The following is a 15760-nucleotide window of genomic DNA, read 5'->3' on the forward strand; positions in this document are numbered from 1 at the left end:
GCGGTACGGAAGCGGATCGTTGCAGCGGTCCAGCAGCGTCTCGACTCAGACTGACTCCCCCTCACCCCCAGCCCCTCTCCCCCAAAGCTTGACTCGCTAAAGCTCGCCGCGCTTCGGGGGAGAGGGGAGCAAGAGAGTGCGTGGGGAGGACGCGGCGAAGCGCGTCGCGATTCGGGGGAGAGAGAAGCAAGAGAGAGCGCGGGTGCGGGCCCCCAAAACACCCCTTTCTCCCCTCTCCCCGGGGCGCGGCGAGCCTAAGCGAGTCCAAGATCCGGGGAGAGGGGAGCAAGAGAGAGAGCGCGGGATGGGAGTGGGAGGTGGTTCTTACTCTTTCACCACGCGGACGACTTCCACAAAATGTTTGGCTTCGACATCGAGACAGTCTTTTAATTGATGCCGGCAGCTGATCCCGCTGGCGACGATCGTTTCGCCTCGATCGGTCGCTTCACGCACCGCCGGGAATAATCGGTCCTCGCCGATCTGCCGGGACAGGTCGTAGTGCTCGTAGCCAAACGAACCGGCCATGCCACAGCACCCCGAGTCGACTTCCTGGCACTCGCTGCCGGTCATCTGATCGAATAACTGATGCGTCGCGGCGGTCCCGAACAACGCTTTCTGGTGACAGTGACCGTGTAACAATACGCGCTCGGAGTCACTCTCCAGCTGCACGCCTTCCCGCGCCAAGAAGACGTCGATCATCACGATCTGACCGGCCACGCGCTGAGCGACCACTTGGTCGTCGATCAAGTCCGCCAGATCGTCTACCAGCGCCGACGCGCAGGACGGCTCGAGGCAAACGATCGGTAGGCCTTCGCGAGCGAACACGTCCAGGTTCTCGAAGACGCGTTCACCCAGCTGCTTGGCTTCGCGCACCAGTCCTTTGGACAGGCGTGGACGCTGGCAGCAACCGGCCCGCGCCAAACGCACTTCAAAGCCGGCGGATTCCAGCAATTCGATGGCTGATCGGCCCACGCCCGGTTCAAAATAATTGGCGTAGGTGTCGTCGAACAAAACCACCGGACCACGGTTGCGAGGACCTGGCTGCAGAGGTTCCCGCTGGAGCGACTGCTCCAGCGTCTCGCTGGCAAACGCGGGCAGGGGACGGCGGCGATCGATCCCGGTCAGGCGCTCGAGCACCGCTCGGCCACCGGGGAAGCGGCCGGCGAAACTGGTCAGCTTGGCCGTGCGTCCGGCAAAGCGCCGGGCGGCATCGGGCATCCGGCCGAGCAGCTTCGCGGCCAAAGAGATGCCTTTGCGATCGTGCCGCATCTGCAAGGCTTCGCTCTTCAGCTTGGCCATGTCCACGGCGTTGGGACATTCACTCTTGCAGGCTTTGCAGGACAGGCACAGCGACAGCACGTCGTGAATGCCGTCGGAGCCGAGGGCCGCGACCGGATCCGACCCCAGCTGACCGGACATGGCCAACCGCAGGGCGTTTGCTCGTCCGCGCGTGCTGTGTTGTTCGTCGCGGGTGGCCATGTACGAGGGACACATCGTGCCGGAGCCGATCTTGCGACAGGCGCCCACGCCGTTGCACTGTTCGATCGCAAGCTGCAATCCGCCCTGGTCGGCGTAACGATACAGCGAGGCCGCTTCGGCTTCGGCCGCGTGAGCCTCGTAACCGGGTTGTTGGTAGCGGAGGTTCTCGGTCAACTTCTGGGTGTCGATCACTTTGCCCGGGTTCATCAGTCCGGCCGGATCGAACAGCTGCTTGACTTCGCGGAACGCCTGGTACAGGTCGGGGCCGAACATTTGCGGCAGGTATTGTCCGCGGAGCTGGCCGTCGCCATGCTCGCCGGACCACGACCCGCCGTACTGCATCACCCACTGGAATGCCTGGTCGGCAATCTGCTGCATGGTGCGGGCCTGCTGGGGATCGTGCAGGTCCAGGGCCGGCACCACGTGCACCACGCCGACCGAGGCGTGGGCGTACAGGCTGACCCGATCGATCTCGTGCTCGGCGCACAGCTTCCGGATCTTGGCGATGTACTCGGCCAGATGTTTGGTGGGAACGCAGGCATCCTCGATAAAGTCGCGTCCCTTGTTGGCACCGCGAACATTGGAGATCAGTCCCAGCCCCAGCTTGCGAGTCTCCCAGACGTCGCGCATGCCCTTGGCGTCGGAGAACACGGGCCAGGAGTAACCGATGCGTTTTTCGCGCATCGCCGTGGCGAATTGTTCGCAGCGTTGGCGTGCCTCCGCCGCGTCCCGGCCAAAGAACTCGACGATTTGCACCGCATGCGGATCGCCGCTGACAAAGTAGGCCATGTCCCGTGTGGCGGGATTAATTTTCGCCTCCCGCATCACGGTCGCGTCCAGCAGTTCCACCGTCGACGGGTGAAACTGCAGCATCGTATCGACCGACTGCAGGGCGGTGACAAGATCATCAAAATGCACCACGCACAGGGCGGTGGCGGAGGGCAGGGGAGTCAGCCGCACTTTGGCGTCCAGCACCAGCGCCAGCGTGCCTTCGCTGCCGACGATCAGATTCGAAAGGTTCCAGCGGCGTTGGCCTTGGTTGTGTTCGCGTCGCGGACCGATGTCGCCGGTGTAGCCCGCTCCGTCGACGAACTCATCCAAGTTGTACCCCGACACGCGGCGGAGCACCTTGGGATAGCGGCGGAGGATCTCGTCGTGATGGGCGTCGATGATCTCGCCCACACCGCGGTACAGTTCGGCTTCGCGCGGGCCGGTGTTTTCGCCCGCAGCCCGCCGCTGCCACTGTTCCGCGTCGACCTCGTCCAGCTCGCACACCGTCCCATCGCTCAGCATCACGCGGCAGGACAGCACGTGATCGATCGTCTTGCCGTAGACGACGCTGCGTGTGCCGCAGGTGTTGTTGCCGATCATCCCGCCGATGGTGGCTCGAGAACCGGTGGCCGGGTCCGGGGCAAAGTGCAAGCCGTGCGCGGCGACCGCCGCGTTCAACTGGTCGCGTACCACGCCGGGCTGGACGCGAGCCCACTGGCCCTGGACGTCCACCTCGAGGATCTGGTTCAGGTACTTTGAAACGTCCAGCACGATGCCCGGACCATAGGTCTGTCCGGACAACGACGTCGCTCCGCCGCGGGGCGTGATCGGCACACCACGGCGGTGGGCCAAGCGCATCGTTTGCAGGATGTCCTGTTCGTCGCGCGGCACGACGACACAGGCGGGCATGACTTGAAACAGCGAAGCATCGGTGGCGTAGACGCCGCGCAGCACGTCGTCGACGTAGACTTCGCCTCGCACACAAGCGGACAGATCACGTTTCAGTTCGTCCAGCTGGTGGCGTTCACTGCTGGAAGGTGAGGCGAGGGTTGCGTCAGTCACGAGAGCAAAGTCGATAGAGGGGGCATTATTTGTTCAGGCCTCATTCTAGAGCATCCGAAGCAGACTTGGAGCGGCGTCGGGAAAGCGGTTTTGCCGGCACAGACCAGCGCGGATTCGTTTGTTTTGTCGGGTATCGAGGGCTATGATAGGAGCACAGGGCATCCCCTTCCTACCACCGTGCGGCGTTCCACCTGCCCGTCTTTCGCGCCGCCTCGTTTTCCTGTCCCTACCACTGCAGTCGGTCTATGTGCGTGGAATATCGGTTCCGGTGCTCGCCGCGAACGGCTTTTGTTGTTGTCACCGCTGTGCTCTCGGTCGCGGCGTCCTTGGACAGCCGGGCCGCCGAACCGGCGGTCGATTTCAATCAGGACATCCGCCCGATTCTTTCCAACCACTGCTTTGCCTGCCACGGTCCCGACGAAGAACAGCGGGACTCGGGCCTGCGTCTGGATACCGAGGACGGCTTGCTGGGGGTCGTCGAGGCCGGCTCGCCCGATGACAGCGACTTGATCGCGCGGGTGTTCGCCGAAGACGAAGGCATGCTGATGCCTCCGCCAGAGGCTCACAAACCGCTGTCGGCCGAGCAGAAAGAGAAACTGCGGCAGTGGGTTCAGCAGGGCGCGGCGTACGCCTCGCATTGGTCGTTTGTGGCTCCCACGCGGCCCGCCGACGAGAGCATCGATGCGTTCATCGACGCCAAACTGGCGCAGGCCGGGCTGGAGCCCAGCGGTCCGGAAGACCCGCGCCGTCTGTTCAGGCGTCTGGCTTTCGACCTGACCGGCTTGCCTCCCAACATCGAAGACCTGGAACGCTTTGCTGCCGATCCGTCGCCAGAGGCCTACGAGGCGGCCGTCGACCGCATGTTGGCCTCGCCCCGCTACGGCGAACACATGGCCCGCTTCTGGTTGGACTTGGTGCGTTACGGCGACACCCACGGACTGCACCTGGACAATTACCGCGAGATGTGGCCGTACCGGGACTGGGTCATCCAGGCCTTTAACGACAACCAGCCCTTTGATCAATTTGGCATCGAGCAACTGGCTGGCGATCTGTTGCCGGACCCGACGCGCGAGCAATTGATCGCCAGCGGGTACAACCGTTTGAACGTGACGACCAGCGAAGGCGGTTCGATCTATGACGAGGTGTTCTTTCGCAACGTCGTCGATCGCGTCGATGCGTTCGGCACGGTGTTCCTCGGCCTGACCACCCAGTGCGCCACCTGTCACGACCACAAGTTCGATCCGATCACCCAGAAGGATTACTACTCGCTGTACGCATTCTTCAACAGCCTGGACGGTCGCGCCCTCGACGGCAACGCCAAGGATCATCCGCCCAACATCCGCGTCCCCCAGCCCGAGGACGAGCGTCAGCTGGCCGCGATCGCAGAGCAACTGGCCAGCCTGGATGCGGAAAGCCGCCAACCGATCGACACCGTCGATGCCCAACAAGCTCGCTGGGAGGAGTCGCTGGAGCGCGAAGGCGAACTCCGCTGGCACGTGCTGCAGCCCGAGACGTATTCGCTGCAAGACGACTCGACGCTGACCCTGGCCAGACTGGAAGACGGTTCGCTGCAAGCCACCGGCCAGCCGCCGGCCAAGGACACCCTGACGCTGGAAGCACCGCTACCGGATGGGCCGGGCCTGCGGCTGCTGCGACTGGAAGTCCTGACCGACGGACCGAAGGGCCTGGGCGGTTTGAGCCCCAACGGCAACGCCGTGTTGTCGGAACTTGAAATCGAAACCAAGTCCACCGCGACCGGCGGTGAATGGTTGCCGATCAAGGTGGCCTACGGCGAAGCCGACTACGAACAACCCGATGGCAAATTCGCCTTGGCCTACGCCTATGACGGCAAGGTGGCCGCCAACGAAGGCTGGGCGATCGGCGCCCACCTCAATCCCGGTCCGCGGACCGCTTGGTTCGCCACTCGCGGCTTGCTGGGCGAAGGCGACGACGCTCGGCTGCGGGTGCGACTGAAGTTCCAGTCGCAGTACGCGGGACACCAGTTCGGCCACGTGCGGTTTTCGGTCAGCGACCAGATCCCGCAAGCCGCGCCGGAAAAGCAACTGAAACAATCCCCCTGGCATCTGGCCGGGCCATTCCCCGTGGAAAGTGCCCAGCCCGGTTACGACCGCAAAATCGGTTCCCTGAAAGGACCGCTGGATCCGGCCAAGACCATCCGTTACCAGGATCAAGACTACGCGTGGCAAGCCAAGGAATCCTTTGGCGACGCGGTTCCCAACGACCTGCCGGTCGTGGACGACCAACCGTCGGTGACCTTGCTGCACCGTACGATCACCGCTCCGGCAGCCCAGAAAACCAGCCTGCTGCTGGGCACCGACGACGGCGTGCAGGTCTGGTTGAACGGCAAACAGGTGGCCATGGTGCGCGAGGCTCGGCCTCTGATCCCGCTGGAAAACGAATACCAACTGGACCTCCAACAGGGCGCCAACGAACTGTACTTGCGAGTGGTCAATCACAGCGCCGCATCGTCGTTCTCCTACGCCCTGCGTTCGCCCTCGGCACCGGTTCCGGAAGCGATCAAGACCGTCGCCGCGATGCCGGCCGAGAAACGGTCCGCCGCCCAGTCTGCGGCTCTGCAGAGCTACTACCGGCAGGTCGCTTGCCTGCATCCGGATTGGTTGGCCCTGCAGGACGAACGAGCCGGGCTGGTCAAGCGCCGAGAACAGATCCAGGAATCGACACCCATCACTTTGATCTGGAAGGAAACCGACAAGCCGCGACAGGCGCACCTGATGCAGCGAGGGCAATACGACCAACCGGGTGAGGAAGTTCCGCGGCGGGTGCCGGAGTTCCTGCCGCCGATGGACGAGGACGCGCCGCGGGACCGCCTGGGGCTCGCCCGTTGGTTGTTCGCGCCGGACCACCCGTTGACCGCGCGCGTGGCCGTCAACCGTTTCTGGCAACAGGTGTTCGGTACGGGCATCGTGAAGACCAGCGAAGACTTCGGCTCTCAGGGCGACCAACCCAGCCACCCGCGATTGCTGGACTACCTGGCCGTGGACTTTCAAAGCAACGGCTGGAACGTCAAACGCTTGATGAAGCAATTGGTCATGTCCGAGGCCTACCGCCGCAGCAGCGCCGCCACACCGGCGATGATCGCAGCGGATCCCGGCAACCGCTTGCTGGCTCGTGGCCCGCGTTTCCGTCTGGATGCGGAGATGCTGCGGGACCAGGCTCTGGCGGTCAGCGGACTGTTGGTCGAAAAGATCGGTGGTCCCAGCGTCAAGCCGCCGCAGCCCGATGGCCTGTGGTTCGCCGTGGGCTACTCCGGCAGTAACACCGTGCGGTTCAAAGCGGACTCGGGCGACAAGATCTATCGGCGCAGCGTGTACACGTTCTGGAAACGCACCAGCGCCCCGCCGCAGATGTCCACCTTTGATGCGCCCAGTCGCGAATCCTGCACCGCCCGCCGCGAACGCACCAACACGCCACTGCAGGCGCTGTTGTTGATGAACGAGCAACAGTACGTCACGGCGGCAAAACGCTTGGCGGCCGAGGTCTTGGGAATCAAGGCCAGCGACCGGCAACGCGTCGACGAATTATTTCATTCCGTCGTCCTGCGACCGCCCAGCGATGCCGAAGCGGCCGAACTGGTCAGTCTGTTGGAGGACGCTCGGAGGATGTACGAGCAGGACCCGGCGGTCGCCGAATTGTTGGTGGGCAGCCCCGAACCCGAGCAGGCCGCCTGGACCATCCTTGCCAATACGCTGCTGAACCTGGACGAAGTGGTCAGCAAGTAGACCTGAACGCTTCCTCCCGGCACACGACCTTTTACCGAGGCGAAAATCCATGAATGAATTGACTCGTCGACATTTTTTCTCGCGCACCTCCGCCGGCTTGGGCGCCGCCGCCCTGGCGACGCTGGAAGCCCAGCTCGCCTCCGCCTCGCCTTCGGTTTCTTCTGCCGCCGCGGCCGGAGGGTTGCCGAACCTGCCGCACCACGAACCCAAAGCCAAGCGGGCGATCTACCTGTTCATGTCCGGCGCGCCGAGCCAGATGGACATGTGGGATCCCAAACCCGCCATGGCCGACTGGTACGACAAGGACCTGCCCGAGTCGATCCGTCAGGGGCAGCGATTGACGACCATGACCAGCGGCCAGGCCCGCTTTCCGATCGCGCCGAGCATCTACAAGTTCTCGCCCCACGGCCAGGCCGGCACGATGGTCAGCGAACTGCTGCCGCACCTGGCCAAGAAGGTCGACGACATCGCCCTGGTGCATTCGATGCACACCGAAGCGATCAACCACGACCCGGCGATCACCTACATCTGCACCGGCGACCAGTTGCCCGGCAAAGCCAGCTTGGGTGCCTGGTTGAACTACGGGCTGGGCACCGAGAACGAGAACCTGCCGGCGTTCCTGGTGATGACGGCCACCTGGTCGGCCCGCCGCGATGCCCAGGCGCTGTACAACCGCCTGTGGGGCAACGGCTTTTTGCCCAGCAAGTACCAGGGCGTCGCACTCCGTAGCGCCGGCGACCCGGTCTTGTACCTGTCGAACCCGGACGGGGTCAGCGGCGCCGTGCGGCGGCGCATGCTGGATTCGCTCAGCCGCTTGAACGAGCAGGAATACGCGCGGCGATCCGATCCGGAAACCACGGCCCGGATCGCGCAGTACGAGATGGCTTACCGGATGCAGACCAGTGTGCCCGACTTGATCGACATCTCGGACGAACCGCAGCACGTGCTGGACCTGTACGGCCCCGACGTGACCACACCCGGCACGTTTGCCCATTGTTGCCTGATGTCGCGGCGAATGGCCGAACGCGGCGTTCGCTTTACGCAGATCTTCCATCGCGGCTGGGACCAACACGGCAACCTGACGGGCGACCTGCCCAAACAGTGCAAAGACGTCGACCAACCCTCGGCCGGCTTGCTGACGGACCTCCAGCAGCGCGGGCTGCTGGACGACACGCTGGTCGTCTGGGGCGGCGAGTTCGGCCGCACGATCTACTGCCAGGGCGGGCTGTCGAAAACCAACTACGGCCGCGACCACCATCCCAAATGCTTCTCGATCTGGTTGGCCGGAGCGGGCATCAAGGGCGGCGTCGTGCACGGCAAGACGGACGAGTTCAGTTACAACATCCTTGAAGGAGCGCACCACATCCGCGACCTGAACGCCACGATCCTGCACCTGATGGGCATCGACCACAAACGCTTTGTGTTCCCCTTCAAAGGCCTCGACCAACGCCTGACCGGCGTCGAGGAAGCCTACCTGATGGATTCGATCCTGGGTTAGGAGAATAACGCCGTAGCCGAACTCGCCGTAGCTGAACTCGCCAGAGTTTGGACAGTGCGATCGCAGATCTCCTGACTCAAACGGATTCTATGTACGAATAGATTCCTTTTCTCCCCTCTCCCCCGAAGCCTGGCGAGGCTAAGCGAGCCAGGCTTCGGGGGAGAGGGGCCGGGGGTGAGGGGGGGATTGCAGAGCAGCACACTATTACCGTATTTCGATGCTGTGCACGGCTGGGAAATGGAATGCAATGAGTCATCCAGTTGCACCTGAGCCCCCTCACCCCCAGCCCCTCTCCCACCACTGCTTCACTCGCTGACGCTCGCGGCGCCGCGGGGGAGAGGGGAGAAAATGTTGTTTTTCGCAAAACTCAGATCTTGCAACAGCGCCGCCCCTGCCCGAACTCTAGCGACGAGCAGCTACGGCCGGTTCACTTCGATAAACTCCAGCGGGTCGTCGGCATCGCGGTCGGCGACGCGGATCGCCAGGTTGCCCGCCAACAGATCGCGAAACGATTTGCCGACCACCTCCGCGCGCCAGCCCTGCAGCAGATACGGTTTCTTGCCGCTCGACTGCTCGCTCAATTCGTAAGCGACCAGCTCGCGAACGTTTTCCATGTTGCCGACGATCGCCGGTGCCATCTGGTGTTGTCGACAAACACAGTTGATCGACATCGACAGGAACTGGGCCAACAGGTTCGAGAACCGGCGCCGGTTGCTGCGAGGTCGCTTTGGCAAATCCGCCTCGGGCACCTCCAGCGCCTTGCGAACCGCTGCGGCGATCTCGTCGTACAGCCGCGCCAGATTGCGACGCTCCATGCCGCGGACCGAGCGGATCCGGTCCACTTGATCGGTTTCTCGCTTGGCCAGTTCGATCACCAAGTCGTCGCGAAGGACCCGGCGCGGTGGTTGGTCGACCGCTTGTGCGCGGTCCTCACGCCACAGCCACACCTGCCGCACGATCTCCATCTGCCGTGGCGACAGGCCGGACATCCCGCTGACGCGGCGCCAGTTCTCCTGCTCCTCGCCGTTGATCACCGCTTGCTGGAGGTCCGCGATCTCTTCCTCCAACCATGACTGCCGCTGGAGCTGGTCGACCCGAGCGGCCAGCTTCTTCTGCATCGATCGCAGCTCGGTGACGTCCTGCAGCGCGTACTTGATCTGGTGCCGGCTGAGCGGACGATGGCGCCAATTGGTTCGCGATTCGCCCTTGGCCAGCGTCTTGCCTTCGAGCCGCGAGACCAGCGTTCCCAGCGACGCGGGGTACTCCAGGCCGGTAAAGCCCGCGGCCAACTGGACGTCGAACAGGCCCGCGATCGGCTTGCCGGTGAACCGGTAACAGAACCGAATCTCTTCCCGGGCCGCGTGCGCGATCACGGTCCGGCCCGGCGTACTGATCAAATCCCAAAACGGCTGCGTGTCGGGCATCGTCAGCGGATCGACGACCGCCAAGCGGTTGCCCGAGGCAATCTGCAACAGACACAGCTCGGGGCGGTAACGGTCTTCGGAAACGAACTCGGTATCAAAAGCGATCCAGTCTTCGCGAGCGATCGTGTCGCAGAATTGATCGAGTTGCTCGCGGGTCGTGATGGATTCGTGCTGCACGGTATCGATCTGGTCCAAGCAAATTGGGGGGACGAAACGGTGATCGTTCTCTACAAAATGAGACGCCCCCCCGAACACCCTAATTCCTCGACTTTAGCGGCCCTGGGCCGAATTCACCACGGGACTAAGCTCGTCACAGGGAGTGCATCGGATTCCAAGGAAGGTCATCGAAGGCGTCAGGACTTCTTTTTCGCGGCGTCGAACCGCCGGGTGCGAGCTGGCGCGGCCAGCGTACAGGCCGGTGGGTGCCTTTCGAGAGCTCGGCCGCTTGCAGTATCCTTTGGGCAATATGAATGCTGTGGATACCGATGCGAGTCGACGAACGACCGGATTGCTGATCAGTGCGACAAACCTGGCGGAGGTCGTTTTGGCGGCGGACCGGGGCGTCGATATCGTGGATATCAAAGACCCCCACCGCGGAGCCCTGGGCGCGGCCGATCCGCAGCTCTGGCGTGCGGCTGCCGAGGCGCTTCCGCCGCATGCCCGCCTGTCCGCCGCCCTCGGTGAAGCGACCGAGGCCGCTTCGGCCGCGCAGGTGCCGGCTCGATTCGCGTTTGCGAAAGCCGGTCCGGCGGGCAGCGCAACGGTCGACCGGCTGACCCATCACTGGCATCGGATCCGCGACCAGCTCCCGCCGCCGGTCCAACAGGTTGCCGTAGCCTATGCGGATCACGAGGCCGCCGACTGCGCGCCGCCCGAAGCGATTCTGGCCGCTGCCGCTCGCCGGGGACTACGCTGGTTCTTGATCGATACGTTCGTCAAAGACGGCCGCAGCACGCTGGACCACCTGGACGTCGCGCGGCTAGAAAACCTTGCTCGCTCGGCTCGCCAAGCCGACATCCGGTGGGTGCTGGCCGGTTCGCTGCGGCTGGACGAAGCGGAACGCTGGGCGACGCTTCGGCCTCACTTCGTCGGCCTTCGCGGGGATGTCTGCGAACGTTCCCGCACCGGCACGCTGGTCGCCGACCGAGTCGAACGCTGGAAACAGTACCTGGCCCGACTAGAATAGTTGGGTAGAGCCCCTTCCTGGGCCCGGCAGCCCGATCCTTCCGCTGCGGGGCAGGGTGCTGTGCCGTGTTGTGGTTTTCTTGTGAGTCGCGTGCTGTTATGGGTTTCATCGAACTGACCGGTAAAACATTGCTGGACGTCGTCAATGAGGGCGAGGTGGACCTGAGCCAGTTGCATGCCGCCGGCGTCGTGGGCGATTCCATCTTGCGCGTCAACCAACACGGCGAGATCGAGCTGCGTACCCGAGCCGGCTGGAAGCTGGTGGGCGGATTGATTGGCAATTTTGAGACTCGGCTGCGTTCGATCACCGGCTTGGATTGGGTATCCTAGATGGATGCTCAACACACATTTATGGATCGATGGCCGAGACGTCCCCGGCGATGGCGAAGCGCTGTGCAGCCGTAACCCGGCCGATCAAACACCGGTATTCCAAGGCGCCGCAGCTTCCTCCGCACAGGTCGCCCAGGCTTTTGAGGCCGCCTGCAAAGCCGGCCCACGCTGGGCCGAGCGGCCCCAGGACGAACGCGATGCGATCGTCCTGCAGTATGCTCAGAAAGTAGAACAGCGGGCGGACGAGCTGGCCGAGCTGATCACTCGCGAGATCGGCAAACTGCCCAGCGACGCTCGCAGCGAAGTCGCCGCGGCGGTTGCCAAAGCCCAGATCAGCATCGATGCGCTCAAAGAGCGTCGTGGCGACATCGACCAACCACTGCCCGATGGCCGGCGGACAGTGCGTTACCGGCCCCTGGGTCCGGTCCTGGTTTTGGGACCTTTTAATTTTCCCGCACACCTGCCCGGCGGCCATCTGATCCCCGCGCTGCTGGCCGGCAATCCGGTGGTGTTTAAACCCAGCGAACTGACGCCGGCCGTGGGACGCTGGATGGTCGACCGCTGGACCGAGGCGGGATTGCCCGCCGGCGTGTTGAATCTGATCCACGGCGATGCCACGGTGGCGGCCACCGCGGTGGACGATCCGCGCGTCGCCGGCGTGTTCCTGACCGGTGGGTACGCGGCGGGCCGAGCCATCCACCGCCAGTTGGCCGGACGCCCAGAGGTGTTGTTGGCACTGGAACTGGGCGGCAATAATCCGGTCGTCGTCGCCTCGCCCCCGGACCCTGCGGCGACCGCCGAGCAGTTGCTCCAATCAGCCTTTGTCTCCGCCGGCCAACGCTGCACCTGTGCGCGGCGGTTGATCGTCGTCGACAACGAGGCCGGGCGGCGAACCGTTGACGCGCTGGTGCAGAAGATCCGCACCCTGCGCTGCGGGCTGCCCACCGAGGACCCCGAACCGGATATCGGCCCGATGGTATCCAGCCGGCATGCGAACCTGCTGCTGCAGGCCGAAGCCAACTTCCTCGCCTATGGCGGCGAGCCGTTGGTCGAAGCTGGTCAGGAAGCCGGCTGCGGGGCGCTGGTGCGTCCGGGCATCGTCGACATGACGAATTGCCACGATGCGGTCGACCAGGAATGGTTCGGGCCGCTGCTGCAGCTGTACTGGGTCGCCGACTTCGATCAAGCGATTCGCCGGGCGGCGGACACGCGTTACGGTTTGGCGGCCGGTTTGTTTGGCGGCGATGAAGCGATGTTCGAGCGGTTTCGGCAGCGGGTTCCCGCCGGCGTGATCAACTGGAATGCTCCCACAACCGGAGCCAGCGGTCGGTTGCCCTTCGGCGGCGTGGGAGCCAGCGGAAACCATCGACCGGCCGGCTACTACACGATCGATTACTGTAACGATCCGGTGGCCTCGTTGATCCGCAATCCCCGGGACGGACAGGATGACGATTCAGGAAATTAATTTCGATGGACTGGTCGGCCCGACGCATCATTTCGGCGGCCTGGGCGTGGGCAACCTCGCTTCACGACAGCACGGAGGCCACGTCGCACGGCCCCAAGCCGCCGCCCTGACGGGCCTACGAAAAATGCAACGTGTCGCGGCATGCGGAGCGCCACAGTTCGTGTTGCCGCCGCAGTCGCGTCCCGACTTGGACTTTCTGCGTGCGATCGGTTTCAGCGGCCCTACGCAAAGCTTATTGGCCGAGGCGGCCGAGCAGGCGCCGCGTCTGCTTGCGGCGGCCTGGAGCGCTTCGGCGATGTGGACAGCCAATGCCGCGACCGTCACCGCCGCCCCGGACAGCCGTGACGGACGTTTGCACCTGAGCGTCGCGAACCTGACCAGCAGCACGCACCGGAGTCTCGAACCGGGCCAAACCCATCGTCGTTTGTCGCAGATCTTTTCCCCCACCTCCGCCGCCGTGCACGGCCCCCTGCCATCGACGTGGGGGCTTCGCGACGAGGGAGCCGCCAACCACATGCGCTTGTTCGACGACAGCGGCACTCGGGGCGTGGAGCTGTTCGTCTGGGGTGCGGACCGGGAAACAAACGATCCCACGCTTTCCACCAGCCCGCATCCGGCTCGTCAAACGCTGGAGGCCAGCCGTGCGATCGCGCGTCGCCATCGCAGCCACAACGCGATCTTTCTGCGGCAAGATCCGCGGGCGATCGCTGCCGGAGCGTTTCACAACGATGTGGTGGCGACCAGCTGTCGCAACGTCCTGCTGGCGCATGAACGGGCGCTGGCAGATCTCGATGCGCTGGACGCTGTTGCGGAAACCTACCGACGAGTGTGCGGGCAGACGCTGCACGTGGAACTGGTCCGCGAAGAAGCCTTGCCGCTTGCCGAAGCGGTTGCCTGCTATCTGTTCAACAGCCAGTTGATCGTCGATGCCGCCCGGCCCGGCGACGCCATGACGCTGGTGTGCCCGTCCCAGGTCGCCGACTCGCCCGCCGCGACCGCCGTCGCAGAGCGTTGGCTGGACGGTCCCGGTCCGATTGAAAACGTGGTGTATGTGGACCTCCAGGAGAGCATGAGCAACGGTGGCGGGCCGGCGTGCCTGCGGTTGCGGGTGCCGATGGATGCCGCTCAATCGGCCAGCCTGCCCCAAGCTCTGCGGCTCGACGACTCGCTGGCCGAGCGGCTGGAAGAGGTGATCGAACGGACGTACCCGGAAGAGATCACAGCCGAGGACTTAGCACGAGAAGAGCTCGTAGAACATTGCCAGGAAGCCTACCGAGCCGTGTGTGAGGTGCTGGAAATGATTCCGTAGCTGAAGTCGCCAGACTTTGGGACGGAGATTTGAGATTTGCTGACTCCGGCGGAATCTATGTAGGGGCTCGGAGCGGTAGAAAACATGGTTTTCTCCCCTCTCCCCCGCGGCGCCGCGAGCGTCAGCGAGTGAAGCAGTGGTGGGAGAGGGGCCGGGGGTGAGGGGGCTCAGGTGCAACGGAATGCTTGTTTGCGTACGCCTTTCCGATTCCCGCACCGCATCGAAATACGGAAGTGGTGTCGCTCTGCTGGTCCCCCTCACCCCCAACCCCTCTCCCCCGAAGCCTGACTCGCTTAGGCTCGCCAGGCTTCGGGGGAGAGGGGAGAAAACGATTTTTTCATACACAGATTCCGCCGGAGTCAGGAGATGTGAGATTTTCCGACTCCGGCGGAATCTATGTAGGGGCTCGGAGCGGTAGAAGGCAATGTTTTCTACCGCGCGGCCGCGATTCGGGAACGTTCCGGCGGCATCGGCGATTGTGCTCAGGAAGCACTCGGATCCAGCGGCCGTTCGGGGCGGCGCTGGGGGCCGGGGATCTCGGGGCCGGTATGGGTGATGCGGTTCTGTTGGTCGACGAAGATCAGCCGCGGCTTGTGTTCGCCCAGCTGCGTTTGTTCGACGTACGCGTAGGTCGCCACGATGACCTGGTCGCCGGGAAAGATCAGATGGGCCGCCGCGCCGTTGGCGCACACGTCGCTGGAGCCGGCCTGGCCGCGGATGGCATAGGTTTCCAGCCGCGTCCCCCGGGTAACGTTCCAAACGTGCAGCGATTCATAGGGCACGATATCGGCCGCCGCCATCAATTCCGGTGGAAGCGTAAAGCTGCCTTCGTACGCGACATCGGCGCCGGTGACGGTGAGTCGATGGATTTTGGCACTAAGCAGTTTCTTGGTCGACATGGTCGTCCCTAGGAGATAACACTCGGACAAACGCCGAGAGAAGTAAATCAGCCGAGCACGGCCTGCAGCCGCTCCTGCGTCTGCGGATCATTCAGCGACAGTTTGCCAAACCCGCGGATCGCCCCTTCGGCCACCGCCGTGTCCTGGTGTTCGTCGTAGTTGGTCACCAGCATCACGGGCACATCGGCAACCTCGGGATCGGCTTTCAACGTCCGGATGACTTCCAAGCCATCGGTGTAGTCCCGGTCCAGTTTGCGATTGACCGTGACCAACGCGACGTCCTGTTGTTTCAGCGCGGCCAGCGTGTCTTCGGCCCCGTGGGTCTGAACGACTTTGACGTTAAACGACGACTTGAGCATCTGGCGGATGGAGTTGAAATCCGGGCCGCAGTTTCCACAGTCGACAACGATTTTAGTCATGGTTGATAAATTCAAAGCAAGAGGATCGGGTGACCGGCCTGGTTCTATTATTGGCTTTCGGCCACGTTAGAAAAGCCCCGGACAGACCGCAACCGCGTCCAGAACAAAGGGGCCAGAGCGAGAGAATGCAGCGGCGATGCCGGGCGGGGCGGCCGCAG

The 15760-nt window shown here is 63.9% G+C and carries 10 protein-coding genes; 6 read left to right on the plus strand and 4 right to left on the minus strand.

Annotation, left to right across the window (positions count from 1 at the left end):
* Positions 1-324 precede the first annotated feature (324 nt).
* Positions 325-3312 (minus strand): FAD-binding and (Fe-S)-binding domain-containing protein, encoded by a 2988-nt coding sequence (locus GE027_RS18230; RefSeq protein WP_202617461.1) that lies wholly within the window; start codon positions 3310-3312, stop codon positions 325-327.
* A gap of 305 nt (positions 3313-3617) precedes the next feature.
* Here GE027_RS18230 and GE027_RS18235 point away from each other — a divergent pair, with 305 nt between their 5' ends.
* Both GE027_RS18235 and GE027_RS18240 read left to right on the plus strand, forming a co-directional pair.
* Positions 3618-7073 (plus strand): PSD1 and planctomycete cytochrome C domain-containing protein, encoded by a 3456-nt coding sequence (locus tag GE027_RS18235; RefSeq protein WP_237607636.1) that lies wholly within the window; start codon positions 3618-3620, stop codon positions 7071-7073.
* Positions 7074-7122: 49 nt separating this feature from the next.
* Positions 7123-8571: a DUF1501 domain-containing protein gene (locus GE027_RS18240; RefSeq protein WP_153558657.1), complete on the plus strand. Its 1449-nt coding sequence runs from the start codon at positions 7123-7125 to the stop codon at positions 8569-8571.
* A 416-nt stretch (positions 8572-8987) separates the two neighbouring features.
* On the opposite strand, the gene GE027_RS18245 is transcribed toward GE027_RS18240, so the two are convergent.
* Positions 8988-10190, minus strand: coding sequence for a ribonuclease D (locus GE027_RS18245; protein WP_237607637.1), 1203 nt, complete (start codon positions 10188-10190; stop codon positions 8988-8990).
* A gap of 250 nt (positions 10191-10440) precedes the next feature.
* Here GE027_RS18245 and GE027_RS18250 point away from each other — a divergent pair, with 250 nt between their 5' ends.
* The 4 genes from GE027_RS18250 (at position 10441) to GE027_RS18265 (ending at position 14284) form a co-directional block, all read left to right on the plus strand.
* Complete coding sequence (locus GE027_RS18250) at positions 10441-11181, plus strand: (5-formylfuran-3-yl)methyl phosphate synthase (protein ID WP_153558658.1); 741 nt, start codon at positions 10441-10443, stop codon at positions 11179-11181.
* A gap of 98 nt (positions 11182-11279) precedes the next feature.
* Positions 11280-11510, plus strand: a complete 231-nt coding sequence (locus tag GE027_RS18255; protein ID WP_153558659.1) for a hypothetical protein — start codon at positions 11280-11282, stop codon at positions 11508-11510.
* A gap of 4 nt (positions 11511-11514) precedes the next feature.
* A complete protein-coding gene (locus GE027_RS18260; RefSeq protein ID WP_153558660.1) occupies positions 11515-12975 on the plus strand; it encodes a succinylglutamate-semialdehyde dehydrogenase in 1461 nt (486 codons plus the stop codon).
* Complete coding sequence (locus GE027_RS18265) at positions 12956-14284, plus strand: N-succinylarginine dihydrolase (RefSeq protein WP_153558661.1); 1329 nt, start codon at positions 12956-12958, stop codon at positions 14282-14284. The genes GE027_RS18260 and GE027_RS18265 overlap by 20 nt, the downstream gene beginning before the upstream one ends.
* A gap of 482 nt (positions 14285-14766) precedes the next feature.
* On the opposite strand, the gene panD is transcribed toward GE027_RS18265, so the two are convergent.
* A complete protein-coding gene (panD, locus tag GE027_RS18270) occupies positions 14767-15183 on the minus strand; it encodes an aspartate 1-decarboxylase (protein WP_153558662.1) in 417 nt (138 codons plus the stop codon).
* 47 nt (positions 15184-15230) lie between these two features.
* A complete protein-coding gene (locus GE027_RS18275; protein ID WP_153558663.1) occupies positions 15231-15602 on the minus strand; it encodes a response regulator in 372 nt (123 codons plus the stop codon).
* Between the last annotated feature and the right edge of the window lie 158 nt (positions 15603-15760).

Source organism: Roseimaritima sediminicola (assembly GCF_009618275.1).
Lineage (GTDB): Bacteria > Planctomycetota > Planctomycetia > Pirellulales > Pirellulaceae > Roseimaritima > Roseimaritima sediminicola.